General features: G+C 63.4%; 21 protein-coding genes. 14 read left to right on the forward strand and 7 right to left on the reverse strand.

Annotated features, from left to right (window positions below):
* Positions 1–76 precede the first annotated feature (76 nt).
* From C0398_07100 to C0398_07135, 8 genes are all read left to right on the forward strand, one after another.
* Positions 77–1,510 carry a nicotinate phosphoribosyltransferase gene (locus C0398_07100; protein MBA4365742.1) on the forward strand — a complete coding sequence of 478 codons (1,434 nt, stop codon included), beginning with the start codon at positions 77–79 and terminating at the stop codon, positions 1,508–1,510.
* Positions 1,511–1,527: 17 nt separating this feature from the next.
* A complete protein-coding gene (locus C0398_07105; protein MBA4365743.1) occupies positions 1,528–2,076 on the forward strand; it encodes a nicotinamidase in 549 nt (182 codons plus the stop codon).
* Between the two features lie 167 nt (positions 2,077–2,243).
* On the forward strand, positions 2,244–5,246 hold the full coding sequence (locus tag C0398_07110; protein ID MBA4365744.1) for a hypothetical protein: 3,003 nt from the start codon (positions 2,244–2,246) through the stop codon (positions 5,244–5,246).
* A 9-nt stretch (positions 5,247–5,255) separates the two neighbouring features.
* The gene (locus C0398_07115) at positions 5,256–5,915 is read left to right on the forward strand and encodes a hemolysin (GenBank protein MBA4365745.1); all 660 of its coding nucleotides are present in this window, start codon (positions 5,256–5,258) and stop codon (positions 5,913–5,915) included.
* Position 5,916: 1 nt separating this feature from the next.
* Positions 5,917–6,792 (forward strand): hypothetical protein, encoded by an 876-nt coding sequence (locus tag C0398_07120; protein MBA4365746.1) that lies wholly within the window; start codon positions 5,917–5,919, stop codon positions 6,790–6,792.
* Between the two features lie 66 nt (positions 6,793–6,858).
* Entirely contained in the window at positions 6,859–7,500 is a 642-nt protein-coding gene (locus C0398_07125) for an addiction module toxin RelE (GenBank protein ID MBA4365747.1), read from the forward strand.
* Positions 7,497–9,542, forward strand: coding sequence for an excinuclease ABC subunit B (locus C0398_07130; GenBank protein ID MBA4365748.1), 2,046 nt, complete (start codon positions 7,497–7,499; stop codon positions 9,540–9,542). The genes C0398_07125 and C0398_07130 overlap by 4 nt, the downstream gene beginning before the upstream one ends.
* Positions 9,543–9,748: 206 nt before the next feature.
* Positions 9,749–10,453 carry a hypothetical protein gene (locus tag C0398_07135; protein MBA4365749.1) on the forward strand — a complete coding sequence of 235 codons (705 nt, stop codon included), beginning with the start codon at positions 9,749–9,751 and terminating at the stop codon, positions 10,451–10,453.
* Positions 10,454–10,555: 102 nt separating this feature from the next.
* On the opposite strand, the gene C0398_07140 is transcribed toward C0398_07135, so the two are convergent.
* The 7 genes from C0398_07140 to C0398_07170 all read right to left on the reverse strand — a co-directional run bounded on the left by C0398_07140 (position 10,556) and on the right by C0398_07170 (position 17,409).
* Positions 10,556–11,845, reverse strand: a complete 1,290-nt coding sequence (locus tag C0398_07140) for a hypothetical protein (GenBank protein MBA4365750.1) — start codon at positions 11,843–11,845, stop codon at positions 10,556–10,558.
* A gap of 98 nt (positions 11,846–11,943) precedes the next feature.
* Positions 11,944–12,798: a hypothetical protein gene (locus tag C0398_07145; protein MBA4365751.1), complete on the reverse strand. Its 855-nt coding sequence runs from the start codon at positions 12,796–12,798 to the stop codon at positions 11,944–11,946.
* Entirely contained in the window at positions 12,798–13,961 is a 1,164-nt protein-coding gene (locus C0398_07150) for a hypothetical protein (protein ID MBA4365752.1), read from the reverse strand. The genes C0398_07145 and C0398_07150 overlap by 1 nt, the downstream gene beginning before the upstream one ends.
* Before the next feature lie 67 nt (positions 13,962–14,028).
* Positions 14,029–14,778, reverse strand: coding sequence for a hypothetical protein (locus tag C0398_07155; protein MBA4365753.1), 750 nt, complete (start codon positions 14,776–14,778; stop codon positions 14,029–14,031).
* A 2-nt stretch (positions 14,779–14,780) separates the two neighbouring features.
* A complete protein-coding gene (locus C0398_07160) occupies positions 14,781–15,752 on the reverse strand; it encodes a hypothetical protein (protein ID MBA4365754.1) in 972 nt (323 codons plus the stop codon).
* Between the two features lie 132 nt (positions 15,753–15,884).
* Positions 15,885–16,646 carry a hypothetical protein gene (locus C0398_07165; protein MBA4365755.1) on the reverse strand — a complete coding sequence of 254 codons (762 nt, stop codon included), beginning with the start codon at positions 16,644–16,646 and terminating at the stop codon, positions 15,885–15,887.
* 49 nt (positions 16,647–16,695) lie between these two features.
* Positions 16,696–17,409: a hypothetical protein gene (locus tag C0398_07170; protein MBA4365756.1), complete on the reverse strand. Its 714-nt coding sequence runs from the start codon at positions 17,407–17,409 to the stop codon at positions 16,696–16,698.
* A 117-nt stretch (positions 17,410–17,526) separates the two neighbouring features.
* Between C0398_07170 and C0398_07175 the strand changes: the two genes are divergently transcribed.
* From C0398_07175 to C0398_07200, 6 genes are read left to right on the forward strand one after another with little or no spacing between them, the layout of a single operon-like run.
* Positions 17,527–19,995, forward strand: a complete 2,469-nt coding sequence (locus C0398_07175) for a copper-translocating P-type ATPase (protein MBA4365757.1) — start codon at positions 17,527–17,529, stop codon at positions 19,993–19,995.
* Between the two features lie 26 nt (positions 19,996–20,021).
* Positions 20,022–20,237 (forward strand): hypothetical protein, encoded by a 216-nt coding sequence (locus C0398_07180; protein MBA4365758.1) that lies wholly within the window; start codon positions 20,022–20,024, stop codon positions 20,235–20,237.
* A gap of 25 nt (positions 20,238–20,262) precedes the next feature.
* A complete protein-coding gene (locus C0398_07185) occupies positions 20,263–20,949 on the forward strand; it encodes a hypothetical protein (protein MBA4365759.1) in 687 nt (228 codons plus the stop codon).
* A gap of 9 nt (positions 20,950–20,958) precedes the next feature.
* Entirely contained in the window at positions 20,959–21,231 is a 273-nt protein-coding gene (locus tag C0398_07190) for a BCR family protein (protein ID MBA4365760.1), read from the forward strand.
* 11 nt (positions 21,232–21,242) lie between these two features.
* On the forward strand, positions 21,243–22,628 hold the full coding sequence (locus tag C0398_07195; protein MBA4365761.1) for a hypothetical protein: 1,386 nt from the start codon (positions 21,243–21,245) through the stop codon (positions 22,626–22,628).
* Between the two features lies 1 nt (position 22,629).
* Positions 22,630–24,003 (forward strand): hypothetical protein, encoded by a 1,374-nt coding sequence (locus C0398_07200; GenBank protein ID MBA4365762.1) that lies wholly within the window; start codon positions 22,630–22,632, stop codon positions 24,001–24,003.
* The last annotated feature ends 61 nt before the right edge of the window (positions 24,004–24,064 follow it).

A 24,064-nucleotide genomic window follows, 5' to 3' on the forward strand; every position in this document is an offset into this window, starting at 1 on the left:
CAGTGGCCCCAGGGACACATTGAGGCTATACTGAACATAGCCAGGTTACCGGCATCGTGTTGAAAGGAGCATAACCATGGACAAACGACGTGGGCAGGCGTATCACCGCAGATTCTCGCCACTCTATACGGACTACTACGAGTATTCCATGACGCAGGGCTACTACCTCTCCGGCAAGGGGCAGGACCAGGCCGTGTTCGATCTCTTCTACCGCCAGAATCCCTACGGAGGAGGGTACGCCATCGCGGCGGGCCTCCGTGACGCTGTCGACTACGTACTCAACATGCGCTTCACGTCGGAGGAACTAGGATACCTGAGTTCGCTTGGCTACCGGGACGATTTCCTCCGGGTGCTCGAGAAGACGCGGTTCACGGGCGACATCACAGCCGTGCCCGAAGGCGAGGTCATCTTTCCGGGGGAACCCATCATCAGTGTCAAAGGACCACTCATCGAGACCCAGCTCCTGGAGGGTCTCATCCTCAGCACCGTGAACTTCCAGACGCTCATCGCGACCAAGGCACGCCGCATGGTGTGCGCGGCCGAGGGAAGGAGCGTCTACGACTTCGGTCTCAGGCGGGCGCAGGGAGACGGCGGCATGGGCGCGAGCCGGGCGTGCTTCGTGGGCGGCGTCACGTCGACATCCAACGTCCTGCTGGCGTTCGAAGAAGGCGTGCCCGTGGGCGGGACCATGGCCCACAGCTGGATCCAGAGCTTTGGCTCGGAGCTGGAGGCGTTCCGTGCCTACACACAGATGCATCCGGATGACTCCGTCCTGCTCCTCGACACCTATGACACGCTGAAGCAGGGACTGCCCAACGCCGTCATCGTCGGCCAGGAGCTGGAGGCACACGGCCACCACCTCTGGGGCGTGCGGCTGGACTCCGGCGACTTCGCGTACCTCAGCAAGAAGGTGCGGGCCGTGCTGGACGAGCATGGACTGAGCCACGTCAGGATCTCGGTCAGCAACCAGCTCGACGAGTACGTCATCGAATCGCTCGTGGACCAGGGCGCCCCCATCGACATCTTCGGTGTCGGGACACGCCTGGTGACCGGCCACAACGACGGCGCGCTGGACGGCGTCTACAAGATGGTCCAGCTCAGGGACAGGCCGATCATCAAGATCTCCGAAAACCCGGCCAAGATCAACATTCCGGGCGAGAAGGAACTGTACCGGTACTATGACTCCGGGGACGGTCTCTGGCTGCTCGACGGGCTGTGCCTGGCACGGGGTGACGACGAGCCGACCGTCCTGATGCACCCGGACTTCGACTACAAGAAGACCGAGGTGGCAGGGTTGAAGCGGGAGAGTATTCGCAAGGAAATCGTCAGGAATGGCGAACTCGTGTACGCCTTTCCCACCCTGCTCGAGACCGCGGCATGGGGCGCACAGCGGTTTGCCCTGCTGTACGGGGAGCACAAGCGTTTTGCCAACCCGCACGCCTACCACATCGGCGTGAGCCGTGAGCTGTTCGACCTCCGTCGCAGCCTGATCGAGGTACGCTCATCGTGAGCCAGGAACGCTTCAGCCTGGACACCGCTCTGCTCGTCGTCGACGTCCAGAATGACTTCTGCCCCGGGGGCGCCCTGGCCGTCGCCGGCGGGGACGCCATCATCCCGGTCATCAACGCATGGATACCACGGTTTGCCACAGTCCTGGCCTCGCGCGACTGGCACCCCCCGGACAGCGTCCATTTCACCAGCTGGCCTCCTCACTGCGTCGCGGGCACGTATGGCGCGCAGTTCAGAGCCGGGCTCGACACCGGGCGCTTCCTGCTGGTCCTGGACAAGGGGACAAACAACGTCGACGACGGCTACAGTGCGTTCGAGGCGACCAGCGAGGACCTCGAGAGCTGGCTCCGCAGCCGGGGCATCGAGAAGCTGTATGTTTGTGGCCTTGCGACCGACTACTGCGTTCTGCAGACGGTGCTCGACGCCCTTCGCCTCGGGTTCGGCGTCACGGTCATCCGTGACGGCATTGCCGCTGTGGAGGTCAACCCTGGCGACGGACAGCGTGCCATCGACGCCATGGAGGCGGCAGGCGCCCTTGTAACAGGGTGTAACAGGGGACAGCCCTAATTGTTGTAACACCTTCTTGTAACACGGGACAGTCCCAATTGTTGTAACATCCTTCCGGCGGAGCAGTATTCTGACTGGAGTGCAAGCGCAGGAGAAGGCCAGGGTTGGCTGTTTGCTGTTCGGCCACATCGCGGCTACGCCGAAAGAATTCATCTTCGAGGAATGAGGTGCACGCAGACTTGAAGCAGACACGCCTGTCGAATCGTCAGACCATCTTTGTCCTGATCGTTGCGCTGCTTGTCTCCGCAGCGCCTGTGGCAGTCTCCGCGGGCGGCACGAACCCACCGGACACCTACATCCGTGCGCGTCTCAAGGATGCAGCCCTGCGCTACAACGTGCCGTCGGCCATCCTGATGGCCATCGCGTATCAGGAATCGGGATGGCGTCAGTTTGACGCAGGGGGAAACACGGTGATTGGCTCGAATGCCACGTCGCAGGACATCGGCATCATGCAGATCAACACTTCGGTGCGCACTGACATCGACCGTCTCATGACCGACATCGACTACAACATCGAGATCGGAGCGAAGATCCTGGACGGAAAATGGAAGCTGGCCCCCGGTATCGGTGACCGCGACCGGAACGTCCTGGAGAACTGGTACTATGCCATCTGGGCCTATAATGGCTTTTCGTCCACCAACAACCCCAACACGCCAGGCGGCCGGCACTACCAGGACCGTGTGCTCGCCCTCATGGCGCGCCAGGTGCTGGGCAGCGACGGCCAGCCCCTCTGGCCGCCGGTTGTGGTCACACTGCCCAACCCATCCATTATCACGGACCCGCCCGCATGGATCCCGACACCCCAGCCCGTGCACTATGGCGACCTGTATGGAGGATTCAACCAGGGAGACAACTTCCGGGTGCTGGAGAGTCCGGCCGGCGCAGTCCTCTCGACAAATGCACAGACAACGGTCGGGTTCCTCGTGCAGAACGTGGGGACGACGACGTGGGATGTCACATACGATGCGTTTCTCAGCGCAGGGGACCCTGTGGTCGCAATGCTGCTGGGGCAGGGCTCCGGTCAGCAGGTTCTGCCCGGTGGCACCGTCGCCCTGACGTTCACACTGCCACCCGGGCTGCCGGTCGGGGCACTGAACCTGAGCCTTGCGATGCGCAGGAATGGCTCGCCGTTCGGTGCCGCATGGCTGTCTCAGGTGACCCTCGTCGACATTGCAGCGACCGCAACCGTCCCGGACAGCGCCCTCCTGGGCAGTATGCTCGAGGTGCCCATTCTTGTTTCCGGTACCCAGTCCATGACCGTCACCCCCAGCTTCGAACTGCGCGACATGCAGGGCAGTCTGATCGATAGCTCGGCCCTGGTTGCAAGGCGCTATGGCACCCCTGCGGGTATCGTGTCCATGACCATCCCCGGCGAGCAGACAGGGGGGATCCGCTACTTCCTCGGCAGGACAGCCGTTGGCATTCTGCAGCCCGGCCCGTACCAGTTGACCGTGACCTTCATCTCCGGGGCGTCGGCCATGGCGGGCGTGTCGAGTGCCCTCGCCTTCGCCACGACCACACATCTCCTGCAGGTGCTCCCTCCCGAGCAGCCCGGATTGCTCATCGTCGATTCCTTGCCGCTCGGGGCTGCCGTATCGATCGACGGTGTGTCACAGCCCCTGCCGACACCGTGCGCGGTCCCGACGACGCCCGGTCCGCACCTCGTCCAGCTCACGGAGGCCAGTTCCGCCCCGTTCGAGACGACCGTGGACACGGCCGCGGCCCCCGTGACCCTTGTCGGGCCGACCCTGACACCGATGGCGACCATCCCCGTCGTCCTGACACCCTCGCCGGTGAACCTCGATTTCGGCGTCCTCAAGGCAGGTGTTGGCGTCACCGGGCAGCTGATTCTGCAGGTAACCGGCATCGGCGTCTCCGAGGGTGTCGTGTCCACGTCCGCCAACTGGATCCGGGTCAGCCCGCTCACCTTCGACGGCAGCCAGGCGTTCACGGTCGGCATCGACGCCCGCTGGGTCGATCCCAATGCCAACAACGTCGGCACGATCACATTCACCATGGGAGACGTTCGAGGGAGCATTCCCGTCAAGGCGGGGTTTGCCCCGACCCCGACCGTCGGGTTCATCCTGTCGCCCCAGAGCGTGCGTGTCGGCGAGGGTGACGAGTTCGCCCTCGACCTGAAGGCGCGCAATCTGCAGATGCTGTTCGACCACGTGGATCTCACGGTGGCCTGGGACCCCGCACTCGTCGTCCTGCAGGGCGCTGAGGCGTCGGCATCGCTGACGACCCCCGTCGAACCTTCTGTGGAGCCTGGCATCCTCCGCATCCAGAGCGACGTCACAGGACTGTCTGGCGGGGAGACCGTCCTGGCGGCCTTGCGGTTCACAGCCATGGCTCCGACCGACAAGACTGGGATCAACCTGCGCGGAACCGTCTCGCTCGGCGGCGCCCCCGTCCGCGCGACCACGGGCGGCTGTGCGGTCAGCATCAGTCCACGCTTCGTGCCGCCCGGGACTCCCGGCGGATTGACGGCGACGGGAGAACAGGGGCAGGTGAGGGTAAGCTGGCAGACGTCGACCCCGGGAAGCTATCCTGTTGCGCGCTATGACGTCTACCGCATGCAGGGGGCGCCGGACATCGAGACGGCCGAACTCGTGGGTGAGGCGAAACCCGGGGCGACGCAATTTGTCGACCGTGGGCCGCTCGAGCGGGCCACCTATTACTACTGGGTCATGTGCGAGGACACCCGGGGGAACGTCAGCAACCCAGCGGGGCCTGCCAAGGCGCAGCCCATCATCGTCACGAACCCCATCACCAAGGTGACCCTTGTCTTCACCCTCGACAAGCCGACGGTCGTCATGAACGGCGTGACGGTACCCATGGAGACGGCGCCAGTGATCGAGAACGGGCGGACCATCCTTCCTGTCCGATATATCGCCACGCCGCTGGGGGCGCAGGTCCTGTGGAACGCCAAAGAACAGAAAGTCACGCTCATCGGCAGCAAGAAGGTCGAGTTGTGGATTGGCAAGCCGACGGCACGGGTTGATGGCGTTGACGTACTCATCGATCCGGCCAACCCGAAGGTGGCGCCTCGCATCAGCGGTGGCAGGACCATGCTTCCCCTCCGCTTCATCAGCGAGACCTTCGGTGCCGAGATCGTATACGATGCCAAACTGCGCACCGTCACCGTCACCCTGAGCAAGGCAACCTAGGAGACATTCGTGGTCAAGTTCAAGGAACCCTTCAACGGCATCTCGCACCTGCTCGGAGGCCTGGCCGCCATCGTCGTCACCGTCCTGCTTGTCAGGGCGGCCGTCATCAGCGGTGGCAGCAGGGCGGGTGTCCCCTTTCTCGTCTATGGTCTCAGCATGGTCCTCCTGTATTTCTCGAGCGCCTGGTACCATCTGCTCGACGTCAGTCCGAAGACGCACGTCATGCTGCGAAGGCTCGACCACATCAGCATCTCCATCCTCATCGCGGGCACCTACACGCCCATGTGTCTCATCGCGTTGCGGGGCAGCGTTGGCACGTTGCTCTGCTGGGGCGTGTGGGGATTGGCCGGGGCCGTCATCCTCACCGACGTCTTCTGGCTCGACGCCCCACGGGGCATCAAGGCCGGACTTTACGTTCTGCTCGGCTGGTTCGCCGTGTGGGCGACGATCCCACTTCAGCGTGCCATCGGGTGGGGCGGCATCGCCTGGATGCTGGCTGGAGGCCTGGCCTACAGCGTCGGGGCTCTGCTGTACGCGATCAAGAAGCCAAATCCCTGGCCCGGTGTCATTGGCTTCCACGAGATCTGGCACCTGTTCGTGCTGACCGGCAGTGCAGGCTTCGTCGTGCTGGTCTGGCGCTACGTATTGCCCATGGTGAAGGCCCTCTGACATGAGCCTGCAGTTTGAAGCGCTGACGCCTCATCTCTGGACGGCGAAGTGCCACGGATACGCCATGAACACGGGCATCCTGCACGACAGTGGGCATGCCGCGCTCATCGACCCGGCTCTCCTTCCCGACGAGGTGGAGGACGTCGTCGCCTTCTGCGAGGGACAGCAGCTGAAGGTCGAAACAGTCGTGATCACCCATCACCACTGGGACCACATCCTGGGAGCCGCGCGGTTCCCAGGTGCCCATGTTGTGACCCACCAGGCGTACGTCGCGCAGACCGCCCTCGACCTGGAGCACACGCGGCGTTCGATAGGGCGCTTCTACGAGGCGGAGGGCGTCGCGACGGCCGCCCCGTTCGACCCGCCCATGCCCGACCAGACCGTCGACCACATCGTCGGGCTCATGGTCGGCGGGTTCCGTGTGCAGCTGGTTCATACGCCCGGGCATGCGCGCGATCACCTCTCGGTGTACGACCCCGAGGCCACATGTCTGTGGGCCGGGGACCTCCTGAGCGACCTCGAGATCCCGTTCGTGAGTGACCGGCTCGATGCGTTTGAGCGCACACTCGGCATGTTCGCGGCGATGCAGGTCGACCTGCTGGTCCCCGGTCATGGAAGCCTCACGCGCGATGTCACCGAGATCAGGCGCCGCATCGAGGCAGACCGTGCGTATTTGTCCGACCTGCGTGCGCGGATCGAAGCAGTCGTCCTCGCGCGCGGCAACGTTCAAGCGGCCGTCGCGGCGTGCGCCGACATGGTCTTCCGCAACCCGGGCGAGAATGCCGAAGCGCACGTCATGAACGTCGAGCAGGTCTTCCTCGAATGCGATGGCTCCGCCCTGGCAACCTCCCGTCTCGGCTGGGCCCGCGAATTGTGACTCCTTTGGGGTCAGGCACTTTGACATTCACAATTGATAAACCACTGCATCAAGGAGGCATGGGAGATGGCTAGACCACTGCGCATCGAGTATGAGGGAGCCGTGTATCACGTGACCAACCGGGGCAACGGCCATGAGATGATCTACCGGGAAGAAGCTGACTGGAAGGCCTTCCTGGGCATCATGAGTGATGTCGTCTTGAAGTTTGGCTGGCGGATCTACACGTATTGCCTGATGGGCAACCACTACCATCTGCTGCTGGAGACCCCTCAGCCCAATTTGTCCCAGGGGATGAAGGAACTGGACCAGCAGTACACTAGACGGCATAACTGGAGATACGAACATTCAGGACACGTTTTCCAGGGTCGTTATTGGTCAGGGCTTGTACTCAATGACAACTACCTGGTCGACGCGGCGAGCTACCTGCTGCTCAACCCCGTGCGGGCTCAGCTGGTGCACTCGCCGGAGGAATGGCGCTGGTCGAGTTGCGCGGCCATGGCCGGGCTTGTCCCGTCGCCTTCATGGCTCGATATAGACTGGCTGCCAGTCGACTACCGCAGTGCACCGGGCGACCCGAATGGTCCATTCCTGTCCTACGTCCGGGAGTGCATTGGCAAGCCGCGTCCGGCGAACCTGGAGACGCAGCGTCACCACACTCACAGGAATGTGAAGGCCATTGTGCCTGACCCCACGGGGGTTCACAATTGAGCATCTTCAAGCTGAAGGCACCGTTTGAACCGTCAGGGGACCAGCCGCAGGCTATTGCCAAGCTGATCGCCGGGATCCAGGGGGGCGACCGCTTCCAGACGCTGGTCGGCGTCACCGGTTCTGGCAAGACGTTTACGATGGCAAGCGTCATCAAGGAGTTCGACCACCCAGTCCTTGTCCTGAGCCACAACAAGACGCTTGCCGCACAACTGTACAGCGAGTTCAAGGCCTTCTTCCCTGAGAACGCGGTCGAGTACTTCGTCAGCTACTACGACTACTATCAGCCCGAGGCGTATGTCCCCACCATCGACCTGTACATCGCGAAGGACGCCGACATCAACGAAGACATCGCCCGCCTGCGGCACTCGACCATCCGATCGCTCGTCGAGCGCAAGGACGTCATCGTCGTCAGTTCAGTGAGCTGTATCTATGGCTGGGACTCGCCCGAAGAGTACCGGGAGGGACTGCTGACGGTGACGCAGGGCGCCGCGATGAAGCGCGACGACATCGCCCGATCACTCATCGGGCTCCGCTACGAACGCGTCGAGGACGTGGGCAAGGGTGGCTCCTTCCGTGTGCGCGGGTCGACGGTGGAGGTCATGCCCAAGGAGACGGAGACCGGCATCCGCATCCGGCTGTCGCTGGACGGGACGGTCGAGAAGATCCAGGAGTTCGACCTCGGTTCGCGCCAGGTCATCAAGGAGTACAAGGAGTTCATCTTCTTCCCCGCCGCGCAGTTCGTGACCAGCCCGGAGCGCATCGAGAAGTACATTGTGCTCATCCAGAAGGACATGGAGGACCGCGTCGCAGCCTTCACCTCGCTGAACAAGTTCGTGGAGGCTCAGCGCATCGAGGAGCGCACCAAGAACGACATCGAGATGCTGCGCGAGGCCGGCTACTGCAACGGCATCGAGAACTACAGCCGCTACTTCAGCGGCCGCGCTCCCGGTTCCGAGCCATACACGCTGCTGAGCTTCCTGCCCAAGGACTTTCTACTTTTCGTGGACGAATCGCACATCAGCGTTCCACAGATCCGCGGGATGTTCAACGGCGACCACCAGCGCAAGCAGACGCTCATCGACTACGGCTTCCGCCTGCCGTCGGCGCTCGACAACCGTCCGCTCATGTTCGACGAGTTCATGCGGTACGTCCAGCAGGCCATCTTCGTCAGCGCGACGCCGTCGGACTATGAGTACCAGGTCTCGACGCAGGTCGCACAGCAGCTCCTGCGCCCCACGGGCCTCGTCGATCCGCTCATCGAAGTGCGCCCCAGCAAGGACCAGGTCCCCGACCTGATGGGCGAGATACGACAGCGCGTCGAGAAGCAGGAGCGCGTGCTCGTCACAACACTGACGAAGAAGAGCTCGGAACTGCTGGCGGACTACCTCCAGCAGGAAGGCATCAAGGCGCAGTACCTGCACAGCGACCTGGATGCACTGGCACGCGTGCACATCCTGCGCCAGCTGCGCTCGGGCGACATCGATGTCTTGGTCGGCATCAACCTCCTGCGCGAAGGCCTGGACCTGCCGGAGGTCTCCCTGGTCGCCATTCTGGACGCCGACAAGGAAGGGTTCCTGCGCAGCGAGACGTCTCTCCTGCAGACCATGGGCAGGGCCGCCCGCAACGTGTCCGGCACCATCATCATGTACGCTGACGAGATCACCGGTTCGATGAGCCGCGCCATGGCGGAGTCGCGCCGGCGCCGGGAGTACCAGCTTGCGTACAACGAGGAGCATGGCATCACGCCCCAGACGATTCACAAGGCGATCTCAGAGCTCATCGACCTGCCGTGGCGCAAGCCGGACGAGGTGGAGAAGCTGGGCAAGGAGATGCTGGCGAGGATGTCGCCGACCGAAGTGCAAGCTCTGGTCATCCAGCTCAACGAGGAGATGCTGGCGCACGCCGAGTCGCTGGAGTTCGAGGAAGCTGCTAAGCTGCGCGACAAGATCGCCCAGCTGCGCGCACTGCTCACCGGCGAGAAGCCTCCCAAACCACAGGCGCCGGGCCTCATGCCCCATATGGGCAGGCACAAAAGCCGCTGACCGCTGCTCTCATGGCATGGACCTTGCGCGAGGACGCAGGATCTCCTTGTTGCGCGCTTGACAGCGACATGACGGGTGGTAGCATGGGGCGGCTGCAGGAGAGAGCCGGCACAACGCAGTGACACGGAGGTTGCAGGGCGTATGAGTGAGTGCACACCTGACTGGGAGAACCCGGCATCATGAGGACCTGCGCGAGATTGGGAGTGATGTTTCTTGCCGCTCTCGTCGTGATCGTGGCCTGCACAGGCGTTGTGCGTGCACAGCCGGTTGAGACCGCAATTCCTGCGGATGCACGCATCCAGAGACTGCTGGACCTGCATATCCTCTTGGGAGCCCCCGATGGTGACCTTCAGCTGGAGCGTCAGGCGAATGGCGGCGAGTTCGTGGTCCTTCTCGAGCGCGTCCTTCAGCAACCAGAGTCGACGTCACAGAGCCTTGGGACCCCCTCCGAAGGCGGCGAGGCGAACGGATGGATACGCGCCTACGCATGGACGAGAGGTGTATGGGACCGTGTGCTGTACGTGCGGGGGAAGATTCGGCACGTCTGGTTTGGACTCCGCTACAGGCTGGTAGAAGGCTCCGGATGGGGCATCGAGCGCAGCCACTGGATGTTCACGTCGTTGCGCGACGCCTACCTCGACGGCGGACTGATCGACCTTTCGTTCCAGCCCAAGAAGCGGATGAGTGGCAGTGAGGGCATCAACATGCTCCTGACAGCGGCCGGTTTCGGCGGCGAGGTCGCTGCCATGCAGGCTCAGATGAATGACCCTGTCGGTGATGAGGCTCTGCGTGTCGTCTGCAGACAGCATGGATTGGACAACGTCATGGACTACGCCGGCAAGCCGCTGACCCGTCGAGGTGCCGCGTTGCTGGCTTGGCGACTCCTCGCCGAACGGACCGGCTCAGACTGAAGAAGGCAGGCAGCAGCGCCTGAACCTGCAGTCCGCGTCTCCTCCTGCCATCCAGGGACCGGGCCTCTCTCGTACCCGATGCCCTGCGGCACCGCCAATCGGCTAGTCGGCCTGTACGGGAATCGTCGGTGGGCAGACCATGCTGGGGTGCTGCATCGCGGGATGGTGACGGAAGGACAGGACGAAGAAGAGGAGGTAGATGCCATAGATGGCGGCCGTCAGGACCATGGGCAGGGTGAACCCCGTCTTCTGAATGAGCCAGCCTCCCAGTGCCGTCGAAACGGCCCAGGACCCGGTCCATGCCATCTGGAAGATGTTGTGGGCTACAGAGCGCTTGTCGGATGGCACCAGCTCCAGGCAGAACTTGTCCGTGACTGGCGTTGAGCACATCATGAGACCTGCGCGCATCCAGAATGCCAGGGCGGCGATGACGACATTGTGCGTGAGGGCCATGATAACCAGGAACACAAGCGAACCTCCGACGGTGACGGCGATGGTGCGCAGCAGGCCTGCCCGCCGGACGAGCCATGGGGCGAGCAGGACACCGACCGTGAGGACGGCGTTGCTCATGGCGAACAGATTGCCGACGACCACCGTGCTTGCGTGAAAGCGGTCGGTGAAGTAGAGGTTGAGGTAAGGAATGCTCAGCCCGGCGCCAAACCCGATGATGACGTTGACCGCCGCGTATCGGAACGCGAACCGCTTCCACGAGGGCGTGACCTCCGGCTCGTTCTGGAGGGTGCTGTGGGTGTCCACCGCCTGCTCGCCGGTGCTACTGTGATGTTCCCGCAGGCGGATGAAGACGCCGGTGCTCGCAAGGATGAAGGCTGCTCCCACAAGCAGGGTCAGGCGGAGCCCGGTGACGGGCGATGCCCCGAACCGGGAAAACAGGCGTGGCAGGAGTCCTCCCACGGCTGACGCGATGACCGACATGACCGTCCCTGTGGTGAACGCGAGGCTGAAGGCGACCTGCCGGTCCTGGGGGTCGGTGCTTCGCATCATCTCGGGATTAAAGGTGGCTCCGTACAGCATGGTGCTGGCCGAAATGCCGACTTGCAGGACGACGAGCAGCGCGGGCACCAGGATGTTGGCCTGAACGGCGCCGAACACGGCGATGAGCGCGCACGAGAGGACCAGCGATTTCCTGCTGCCGAGGCGGGTCACCAGCAACCCTGCCGGGATGGCAAGCGCAAGGGACCCGATCGTCCCGAGGGAGTTCAGCCGGCCAAGGAAGGCCTCACCCAGCCCACCCTGCTTGAGATACAGGTTGAAAAAGGTCATGAAAATCCCGTTTCCAAGCCCCAGCAGGGCTGCGCCGGCAAGCAGCAGCCGCATGTTCGTGCCAAGGTGGCAGATGGCGGTCCAGTAGCGTCTGAATTCGTGTTGTATCATCTGTCCTTTTCCACCAGCAGGATATTGTTCAGGTTCCGAAACAGTTTAGCCTGTATGGGCTCTCCCGCAAGGAGTCGGCCTTCACACGCCTCGGCCTGCTACGAGATCGCGGACGCGGTGAACAGGAGGACGCCGCCCACGAGAACGGCAGGGCCCATCTGCTCCCCGATGAACAGGACAGCGAGCAGGGTGGCGAACACGGGTTCCAGCGAGTAGATGACGCTGGCCTGCGCGACGGTCACGTCGTGCTGGAAGCGGTTCTGCAGCAGCAGCGTGATGACGGTCGTGAAGATGGCGAGGTACAGCAGGGATGGCCATGAGACAGGGTTCACGGCGAGTGTCTGCTTCGTGACCAGGGAGTAGGCGAGCGAGCACATGGCGACGGCCAGCAGCTGGAAGAACGTGGTGGCGTAGAAGGAATCCCTGTGCGAGAACAGGTGGATCATGAAGACCTGGACGCCGAACGCCAGGGCGGACAGCAGCGTCAGGAAGTCGCCCATGCCCATGCCGCCGACACGGATGGTGAACCCGAACGAGATGATCCACAGACCGTTCACCGCCAGGATAAGTGCCAACGCGACCTTCCATGAGCGCTTCTCGCGCAGGAAGAGGAACGACAGGACCGGCGCGACGACGACACACAGGCCCGTGATGAAGGCATTCTTGCTTGCCGTCGTCATCGTGAGTCCCGTGACTTGCAGCATGAACCCGAGGTACTCCGGGATGCCGATGGCAAGCCCCTTCAGCAGGTTGGGCCACGTGAACTCGATCCTGCTGCGGAAGAGCACGTATACGACCGCCGCAGCGATGGCAAAGCGGATCAGGATCAGGAGCGCCGGCGAGATACTCCCCAGGCTCTCCTTCATGACGGCAAACGTCGTCGACCAGAGCACGACTGCCAGCAGCAGGAGCAGCTCGGACCTGCGGGTGGACCTCACGGGGCGCACGGCCATCAGGCATTCTGGACGGCCGGTCGGCGCAGGAGCAGGACGCAGGCTGCCCCGATGCTCGTCAGGACGCCCGCCATGATGAAGCTTGCGAGATAGCTGCCGGTCGCGTCACGGACGATGCCGCCGACCGCTGGGCCGAAGAGGACACCAAGGTTCAGCATGCCGGCCAGGATGCCGTATCCCAGGCCGCTTTCCCTGCCGTGCAAGAGGTAGGGGGCCAGACCGAAGACGGCTGCCGGGGCCAGTGCGAAGGTGAAGCTGACGCCGAGGAACAGGGGCAGGACGCTGCCAGGGAGAACACCGAGCAGGATCACACATCCGGCGAACATGAGACAGGCCAGCACCGCCCCCCGGCCCTGCCAGCGCCTGCGGTCCAGGACGTGGCCCATGAACGCGGACGCGGCGACAGGGAACAACATGAGGATGCTGGCCATGGTCCCTGCTGTCTGCGGAGACATGCCCCGGCCGACCAGAAGGTCGTTGGCGAACGTCAGGAGAACGAGCGCTCCCGCGTTCCAGAACAGCCAGACGAGGCCGAGGACCCAGACCTGAGAATTCAGGCGCCGCAAACCTGCGACGAGTGAGACCGGGGCCTCCTCATGCCGCGATGCGGGGTCCTGGTAGAACAGGACGTATGCGACTGCCACGACGCAGGTGAAGGCCAGGCACGCCCACACCGGCGCCTGCCATCCCCGTGCAGCCGCGAGGCGCGAGAAACCCAGCTGGCTGATCAGGATGCTGGTCGGGACCGCCGTATTCATGGTGCCCATGGCTGCGCCGAGGTACCTGGTGCCTGCGAAGTTCTGGCTGATGATCTGCGCGCCGAGGATGGACAGCGTCGCAGAACCAATGCCCATGGCGAGGCGTGCCATCAGCAAATTCGTGTAGGACGTCGAGCATGCGAACCAGGCCTCGGCAGCGATGAGACAGGCGAGACCCAGGAGTCCGACGGTCCGGCCGCCCCAGCGGTCGGCAAGGTAGCCGACCAGCGGCGAGACGACAATGCCGAACAGCGCCAGCGACGACATCAGTGCCCCCGCCTGCCCGGCGGTCATGCTGAGGGTCGTCTTCATGACGGGGATGACGGGAGGGAGGAACTGGAGCGAGAGCCCGAAGGCGACGGTCAGAGCGTATCCGACGACCAGGTACTGCAGTTTTCTGTTCATGGGACTCCTTTTCGGCAATTGTGAATCCCTTGGGGTCAGGCACAATGGGATTCACAATTTCAGGTTGTCAGGGTTTCTGCAACGTCACGAAGCGGACAGCATTTCTGAATTCGCGCACGCCGCCGCCTTCGCGGACGACCTCGGCCAACTCCTCCGGGTCCCGGGCGATACAGCCCGACAGCGCGTCGACACCATAATCGAACATGAGCACCGAGAGGGGCGTCGAGGGGCCGATGAGTATGACCCAGGCGTTGCAGGCGAGTTCCAGCAGGCGCGGGAGGCTCTTGTTGGTGAGCGCTGAGCCGGTGATGGCGACGACGTCGAGATGCGGGAGGAGGTATTCTTCAGCCTGCTGGGGCAGGTCGCCTTCCTGTGGCCGCTGTTCGAAGACGGTCAGACTGCCAGAGGCGGAACGGATCTCGTCGGTCCACGGGAAGTGTCCGATGAGTCCGACCTTCTTGCCGGCTGCTTTCCCAAGCAACAGGTCGCGCCCGTTGGCCTCCTCGGCGCCCGCGAAGCGGGAGGTGATGTTGCACGCTGCACAGATGGCCGCCATGCCGATCGCCGCCTCTCGCGGGTTCCAGGAAAGCGAGAACTCGGCCAGCTCCACGAGCGGTTTGCCCCTAAGGTGGAAGAACGGACTGTGCCCATTCATGGTCGTGGGCCGCAGAGACATGGACAGTCCCGTGGCATGCTCCGTCTGCACCAGGGACCAGATCTGGCCGGCGATGACGTCCTGGGCAGGCTCGTCGTCACACTGTGCGATCAGGTCACGGTACAGGGCGTCGTATTCGAGAGGAGATGTGCGGCGTCGCACGGCTAGTTCTCCAGGGACGGCAAGTCTTCGAGATCGACCTCGCCGGTCTTGCTCCTCAGGTGCTTGCGGTTGAGCCAGGTGAAGCCCTTTTCATACGTGATGACGGCCATGTCGATGGGTCCGCCGACGCCGGTCATATCGCCCGGGTCCATGAGCACGCCGTCACTGAAGCGCTGGATAGCGGTCGTGGTCTCGATGGCGAGCTGACAGAAGTCGACTGCGTCCTGCAGGGTCATGGTGCCCCACTGGATGCTGTATTCCACCCCGCGCAGCTGCTGCTGCACGGCGGGCTCGCCGAGCTTGGCTGCGGCCTCGCGCACGATCGGGATGCCCTGAAGACGCGGGTCGAACCCCAGGACGATGCGCGTGACGACGTCTGTCTGCCCGATCCAGCCCGCGCCGAATTCCTTGCCCTGCTTGCGGCTGTCGCGTGCCTGGTCGGTGGCGCCGGGGACATAGACCATGTAGACTTCACTGCTTCTATCCTTGTTGTACCCAGCCAGGATGAACTGTAGTCCGTCGGGAGCAGCAACGGCTTCCTGGACCTGACCCTGCTTGTTCTTGAAGTGGAACACCACGCGGGTCGGTTCTTCCTTGAGGTCCAGCAGTTCCATGCCCTGGCGGGCCATGTCCGTTTTGATGCCGGCGGGGATGGCCTTCAGCTGGTCGCGGTAGGGGACGCGGGCGTCGAAGTACTGCGCGAGTTCCTTCGAAACCTCGCCGACGGACAGCTTGTCGACGGGGATCGTCTGACGGAAGTCATCGATGAATCCGCTGACGTTCTTCATCACGCCCTGTTGAGGCAGGAATGCGAGACCTGCGATGACCAGCCCCATGCGCGAGCCGATGCGGAAGACCTTGGAGGCCGAGTCTGAGCCGACACGGGCCATCCCCTTCTGATTCCGGTACGTCTGACGGCTGTCTGCCGCGAGCACGATTCCTTCGGGAATCGTAACGTTAATGCCGAGTGACATGCGTCACCTCCCATGCGGTGGTATCCCCTATAGCATGAGCAGGTTTGACCCAAACGCAACCGTCCGGCATTCGCGTTCTTGCTGTAGGGTCAGGTGCTCATTCCAGCCCTGGGCGGTAACTTCGACGTTTTCCTACGGCGTACCGGGAATCACGATTCCCGGGGGCATCATGCCTCCAGGACCCATCATGCCTCCGCGATGGTCCATCATGTCGTCCATGCCGGTGACGGGGCGGATGCCGTCTGCGGTGATGGTGGTCTTCACCCGCCGTCCGACGACCCGCACGACCGTGCCCACAGGGATATCCGAACCGGCGGGGAAGTAGGTCTCTTCGGTGATGATGACTAGCCAGCGCTCACCCGTCAGGCTGTCGACGACCCACTGCTCGGTCGTGCGGGACATGACGACGCCGATCACAGCACCGCCCTGCATCCCGCCGAAGGGGTTTCCCCCACGCTGAAACAGCTGCCGTCCCGGACCAGCGCGGAAGGTGAACCGCGTCAGGTTGGTCGCGTAAGCACCGCAGGCCCCGGCCACGACCGCGACGACAAGCGCAGCGACCAGCCACCAGCGTGCAACCCGGTACAGACGAGCCGTGCGTCGCAGGACGACGAATGAGAGGATACCGAGGAGGGCGACGAGGACCAGGAGCTGCCACGGGAAGTCGAAGAAGGCAGGAGGCCCCCACCGCGGGCCAAGTCGCAGGTCCGCGAGCGTCCCGTTCTGGACGAGGATATACACACTGCCCGCCAGTCCGAGCGCGGTCAGCGCAAACAGGAACGCCACGGCCGAGTGCTTCAGTATGCGCTCAAGCCGGAAACGCCACGTCGCGCGCGGCTCCAGGTGCTGTTCCTCGATTTGCTCGAGAATCTTCTGCTTCAAATCATCATCCATGAGTATCCTCTCTCAATTGTGAATCCCATTGTGCCTGACCCCAGGGGATTCACAATGTTGGCGGTTGTGCCGGAGTTGCCTCCAGCAGTTTCCGCAGCTTGCTCTTGGCCCGGCTCGCGGTGGGTCCCACCGAGTTGACCGCGACCATCAGAATATCCGCTATCTCGCTGTAACTTTTGCCTTCGACCACTGACAACAGCAGAACGTCTCTGCTGCGCTGGTCCAGCCGACCCAGCGCCCGGCCTACCGCTCCCTCCAGCTCCTGGTGCAGGGCCTCGGCTGGGACATCGGTATCGCCGGTCAGGATCTCGACCGTTTCGCCGTCGAGCTCCAGCTCGGTGGGCACGGTCCCATGCCGTTTGCGGGCCATGTTCACCGCCGCATTGTGGACGATGCGGTACATCCACGCGCTGAACGTCAGGTGTGGGTCGAATCCGGCCAGGTTGCGGTAGGCTTGGAGGAACGCCTGCTGGATCACATCTTCCGCTTCCTGCCGCCCAATGAGACGGGCCGCGTATGACGTCAAGGGTCGCTCGTACCGCTCGACCAGCATGCCAAAGGCGTCCCTGTCTGTGAGCGCCTGTCGAACCAGCTGCTCGTCCGTCGGCTCCTGAGCGCGCATCTCCATACGTCTATGATACGCCTGACTTCCTGGTTTCGTACAGGCAACATTGCGGAGAAGCGGCAGGGACGCCTTGGCACAGTCCGGGAATTGCTCAGCGACGTCAGAGGACCGCGTTGCGACAGCACGCCGCGCCTTCACAATTGTCTCGTTGCAGATTCTGGCGACTTAGGTAGGATGAATGCACACCCCTGGAGGGGTGGGGTACCAACCGACATGGAACACGTAGCCGCTCGTGACGGTAAGTGGGAGGAAGAGTTGAAGACAAAGGACCTCGGAATCACTGGCATGACCTGCGCCGCGTGCGCAGTGGCTGTCGAGCGCTCGGTGAAGAAGCTGGACGGCGTCGTCTCAGCTGTGGTCAACCCCGCCACCGAGAAGCTGACCGTCGAGTATGACGAAGCCCGGGTCGACGATGAGGCGCTGAAGGCTTCCGTCGAGAAGGCCGGATACGGCGTTGCGCAAGCATCTGGCGCCAAGACCGTCGTGATCCCGGTGCGTGGCATGACGTGCGCGGCGTGCTCTGCGGCTATCGAACGCGCGCTCCGCAAGCTCGCTGGCGTCTCTAGCGCCTCGGTGAACCTGACCACGGAGAAGGCGACCGTCATCTATGACCCGTCCATCGTCCGTATGTCCGCTCTCAAGACTGCCATCACCGCAGCCGGCTACACGCCTCTCGACGTGGAAGTCACCGCGGCGAATGTCGACGAGGACGCCGAGCGCAAGACGCAGGAGACCCGCTCCCTCTGGCAGCGGTTCATTGTCTCCGCTCTGTTTGCGGTTCCCTTGCTCTACCTCGCGATGGGCCCCATGATACCGTGGCTGGGCTGGCGCATTCCCGCCTGGCTGAGTCCCATGGACTTCCCCCTGCGCTACGCGCTGGTGGAGGTTGCGCTGGTCATCCCGAGCATCGCGGCGGGCTACCGTTTCTACATCGTGGGATTCCGGGCCATCTGGCACCGGGCCCCGAACATGGACTCGCTCATCGCAATGGGCACGTCCGCAGCCATCCTCTATAGTGTCTACTCGACCTGGCGTATCGCCCAGGGCTCGTTCGGCTCCGTGGGGGATCTCTATTTCGAGACCGCCGGCGTCATCCTCACGCTGATCCTGCTGGGCAAGTCGCTGGAATCGGTCTCCAAGGGGCGCACGTCACAGGCCATCAAGAAGCTCATGGGCCTTGCGCCCAGGACCGCCATCGTCGTGCAGGGCGACCGTGAGGTCGAGCTGCCGGTGGCCGAGGTGGAGGTCGGTGACCTTATCCGCGTCCGTCCGGGCGAGAAGGTCCCGGTAGACGGCGAGGTCGTGACCGGCGCCACGTCGATCGACGAGTCCATGCTGACGGGCGAGAGCATCCCGGTGGAGAAGCATCCGGGCGACAAGGTGGTGGGCGCCAGCATTAACGGCAACGGTTCCATCACGTTCCGCGCCACGCACGTCGGGGCCGACACGGTCCTGGCTCAGATCGTCAAGCTGGTCGAGGACGCGCAGGGCAGCAAGGCGCCGATCGCTCAGCTGGCGGACGTCGTCTCGGGGTACTTCGTGCCCATCGTCTTCGTCATCGCCGTCCTGTCCGCTGCAGCGTGGCTCATCGCCGGCAAGGGCAGCGTATTTGCACTGACCATCTTCATCTCTATCCTCACGATCGCGTGCCCGTGCGCACTAGGGCTCGCGACACCCACGGCCATCATGGTCGGCACCGGCAAGGGTGCCGAATACGGTGTCCTCATCAAGGGTGGCGCGGCACTCGAAATGGCACACAAGGTGCAGACGGTCATTTTCGACAAGACCGGCACCATCACGCAGGGCAGGCCGGTCGTCGCCGACGTCGTGACGGTCCCCGGTGTGGAACGGGCTGAGGTCCTGGGTCTGGCGGCCTCCGCCGAGAAGAACTCGGAGCACCCGCTTGGAACCGCGATCGTCAGAGCGGCGCAGGAGGAGAACATCGCGCTGCAGCCCCTGGAGGACTTCGCCTCGGTCCCGGGACGCGGCATCGAGGGCACCGTGGGTTCCACGCACGTCTTGCTGGGCAACGCCGCCTTCATGGCCGAGCATTCGGTGGACGTCGCTGCACTTGCATCCGCCGTCGACCGCTTTGCCGAAGACGGCAAGACCCCCATGTTCATCGCCCGGGACGGTACGGCCATCGGTGTCATCGCGGTGGCGGACGTGGTCAAGGAAAGCAGCGCTCGTGCCATCAAGACGCTTCACGACATGGGGATCGAGGTCGCCATGATCACCGGCGACAACCGCAGGACGGCCGAGGCCATTGGTCGGCAGGTCGGCATCGACCGCGTCCTGGCCGAGGTCCTGCCACAGGACAAGGCGCTGGAAGTGAAGAAGCTGCAGGCAGCGGGCAGGCGCGTCGCCATGGTCGGCGACGGCATCAACGACGCTCCGGCGCTGGCGCAGGCAGATGTCGGCATTGCCATCGGCAACGGCACGGACGTCGCCATCGAGTCAGCGGACATCGTCCTCATGAAGAGCGACCTGATGGACGTCGCGACGGCCATCCAGCTGAGCAAGGCGACCATCCGCAACATCCGGCAGAACCTGTTCTGGGCGTTCAGCTACAACACGCTCGGCATCCCCATTGCCGCAGGCCTGCTGTACGCGTTCGGCGGCCCGAAGCTCAACCCGATGATCGGCGCGGCGGCCATGTCGCTGTCGTCCGTCTCGGTCCTCACGAATGCACTCAGACTGCGCGGCTTCAAGCCTCGCAGGTAGCATTCATACAACAAGGGAGGAATCACATGAAGAAACTCATCAAGGTGCAGGGCATGATCTGCAAGCATTGTGTCATGCACATCACTGAGGCACTGAAGGAGGTCCCCGGGGTCACGGACGTCGTCGTGAGTCTGGAAGCCGGCACGGCGACCGTGGACACGAATGCTCCGGTCACCAACGAGGCGCTTGCTGCTGCCATCACCGACGTCGGCTACACGCCCGGCCCGGTCACGGACCTGTAGTCTGCGCGAAGGGAGAAGAACGCACATGAGTGTCACACGAATCCTCACCGTATCCCTCGTGCTTGCCGCGGTTGTGTTCGGCGCTGCATTCATGGCGCCGGATGTGGTCGCGGTCCATGCAGTCCGGTCCTACGATACCCTCTTGCGCGCTCCAGAGATGTCGGTTGCGCGCAACGATGCTGCTGGAGCCTGGTTGCTTACCTCGCCAGGAGGAGAGACGCTGACGTTTGGCGGTGGCACTGCGACTGGTTCGAACGAGCTTGTCGTCACGTTGGACGCTCGCCCCTTCCTGGCTGCCGGCCTCAACCCGTCCCTGCTTCCTGCGGGTTCCCAGGTTGAGGGGGACGGTGCATCCGCCCGCATTGTGATGCGGTATGACAAGGGGACCGGGAGCTTCAGCGACGGTGCCGAGACACAGCCCTTGCAGGCTCTGCAGGACCTTGTCCGCAACCACCGCATGATGCTGGGCTACCACGCTGCGCTCGGGCACTTCGGGCTGGCGCTGGGTGGCGGCAACATGGTCGAGTGGGCGAAGGACCAGCAAGCCAACGACAAGGACCTCGTGTTCGTGCTGAACCCTCAGCCGTTTGCTGATGCAGGGGTGAACGTGGCCAACGTCCAGGGCTGGGTCCTGGCGGATGTGCCCGTGATGGACGCGCAGGGACGGAAGTCCACAGCGCGGAAACTGCTCAGATTCTACAACCTTGTCTAGGAGGGTATGATGGATCACTGTTCATGTGAAAGCAGGAAGGCTCTGGACACGCTCAGGACCGCCCGGGGTCAGATCGACGGCATCATCCGCATGATCGAGGAGGACCGCTACTGCATCGACGTCTCCAAGCAGATCCTTTCGGCCGCAGCCCTGCTGAAGAAAGCCAACATCACGATCCTCCGTCAGCACATGAACACGTGTGTGAGCGATGCTTTGGAGCACGGTGCCGGCCCGGAAAAGATCGACGAGATCATCCTTATCCTCGACAAGTATATGGAGTGACAGGAGTAACCATGAAGAGCACGAAAGTCTACGTCGGCGGTATGCATTGTGATGCATGCTCGACTCTCATTACCAGCCAGTTCAAGAAGGTCGAGGGCGTGCGTGGCGTCAAGGTCGACCTTGGCGCGCAGACCGCCGAGATCCTCTATGACAACCGTGCGCCGAGTATGGCGGCCCTCAGGGCACGCGCTGAGAAGTATGGCTACACGGTTGCGACATCCCGTCCTGCACCCGCAGGACAACAGAAGATGCCACTGTGGCAGTGGGCTGTCGCGGCTCTCATCGCCGGGGGTCTGGTCGGGCTCTTCGCCCTGCTCCAGCGCTCGGGCCTGATGAGCGCGCTGGGGACGTCATCGACGGGAGCCAGCTACGGCGTAGCCCTTCTCGTGGGCGTCGTCGCGTCGCTGAGCACCTGCCTGGCGGTCGTCGGGGCCATCGTCATCGCGTTTGCTGAGACATACCAGGCGGCTCCGGGCGAGAGCGCTGCGTCGGCTGTCGTGCGCCCGAACATCCTCTTCCATCTGGGTCGCATCGCTACCTTTGCTGTTCTCGGTGGTGTCCTCGGACTCATCGGCGGGGAGCTGTCCATCTCCGGCCGGTTCATGTCGGTCCTGACCATGGCCGTCGCCGTGTTCATGTTACTCCTCGGCCTCAACATCCTGGGGCTCGCCCCGTCACTGACGCGTCTGGGCATCAAGATGCCCGCGCGCCTGACATCGGGCCTCGACCGGATGAAAACGTCTCGCAGTCCGGTCATGCCACTCGCGCTCGGGGGCCTCACCTTCTTCCTCCCGTGTGGGTTCACGCAGAGCATGCAGATCATGGCGCTCGGGTCAGGCAGCTTCGTGCGCGGCGGGCTCATCATGGCCCTGTTTGCGGTGGGGACCCTGCCCGTGCTGTTCACGGCGGGCATCACGGCCTCGTGGACGCGTCAGCACAAGGTGGCAATCGTTCAGAAGGCTGCCGGTCTCCTGGTGATCGCATTCGCACTCTTCACGCTCAGTTCGGGTGCGCGCCTGTTTGGTTTCACCGGCCGCATCACGCCCGGCACGACCGTGACGACACCGCCCACCACCACACCTCCGGTCACAACTCCACCCGTTACCACACCACCGACCACGACGCCACCGACCAGCCAGCGTATCGAGATGCATATCAAGTACTCGGGATTCGAGCCGGCGGTCCTGCACGTGAAGAAGGGCGCCTCCGTGACCTTTGCGGTGTTCGGTGACGAAGTGACTGGATGCACGAACCGCATCATCATCCCGAGCCTGAACATCTCCAAAGACATCGGCCCCGGCGAAAACCTCATCACTTTCACGCCCACAGCCGCTGGCAACATCCCCTATTCGTGCTGGATGGGCATGGTCCGCGGCACCATCGTCGTGGACGACTGAGGTGGCAGCCGTGAACATCAGAAGGGGAATCGCCCTTATTGTCTTGCTGGGAATCATCATGAGCTGTGCGTGGGCTCCATCTCTGCGGTCTGCCGACGCAGTGTCCGTGAAGACCATCGTCCTGCGGGTGGGTGACCCGATCATGCAGGTGGACGCCGTGCGCACCTTCATTGACTCGACTGGGGCAGTCCCGGTCATCATCCAGGAACGCACCATGCTGCCGGTACGCGCAATCGTCGAGGCGCTGGGCGGTACAGTGTCGTGGGATGCAGCACGCAGGGCTGTCGGCGTCGTTCTTGGCACGAAGACCCTGGAACTCATGATCGCCAAGTCGTTTGCGACCGTGAATGGCATACCGGTGGCGATCGACCCTGCCAACGCACTCGTCGTTCCCGTCATCGTGAAGAGGCGAACCATGCTGCCCGTGCGGTTCGTAGGTGAGCAGCTTGGGGCGACGGTAGGCTGGGCTCCCGCGACCCAGGTGGTGACGCTCGACTTCGGCGGGACGACCGTTCCGGTGCCTTCCGCACCCGCCCTCATAGCGCCGGCTGACACGTCGTCGTCCACCGACACGACGCCGTCGCTGAGCTGGAATGCCGTGAGCGGGGCGGCGACGTATCGGGTCGTCATCCGTAAGGGGACGGACGTCATCCTCGACCGGTCAGGTCTGACTGCCCTTTCGTTCACCGTTCCCGCAGGGCTCCTGACTGTCGGAACCTATAGCTGGACCGTAACAGCGACGGGACCCGGAGGGACCAGCGCACCACAGGCGAAGCCCTTTGTGTTCATGGTGAAGGAACTGATACTGCCACCTGCTGCACCCGTTCTCACGGCGCCTGGCGATACGTCTTCGTCGACCGACAAGACGCCGTCGCTGAGCTGGAATGCCGTGAGCGGGGCGACGACGTATCGGGTCGTCATCCGCAAGGGGGCGGACGTCATCCTCGACAAGTCAGGCCTGACCTTGCTCACGTTCACTGTACCGGCGGGGCTCCTGGCGGTCGGCACCTACAGCTGGACCGTGGTGGCGACAGGACCAGGAGGGACTAGCCCATCACAGGTGAATCCCTTCACGTTCACCGTGAAGGATCCGGTGGCCCAGCCGCTTGCTCAGACCGTCGAGATGCACGTCAAGTACTCCGGCTGGGACCCCTCGATCATTCACATCAAGGCGGGAGCGCGGATTACCTGGAACATCTGGGGAGATGAGGTCACGTCATGCACCAACCGCATCGTCGTACCCAGCCTCAGCATCTCACAGGCGCTGACGTCCGGCAAGAACGTCATCACCTTCACTGCGCCCGCCACAGCCGGCACCGTCCCCTTCGCATGCTGGATGAACATGGTGCGGGGGCAGTTCATCGTCGACCCGTAGCAGACAGCCTCAGCGTATCATACAGGCCCGCACTGCCCGAACACGAGTTGTGCGGGCCTTG

The sequence above is a fragment of the Coprothermobacter sp. genome, from assembly GCA_013824685.1.
Lineage (GTDB): Bacteria > Caldisericota > Caldisericia > Cryosericales > Cryosericaceae > Cryosericum.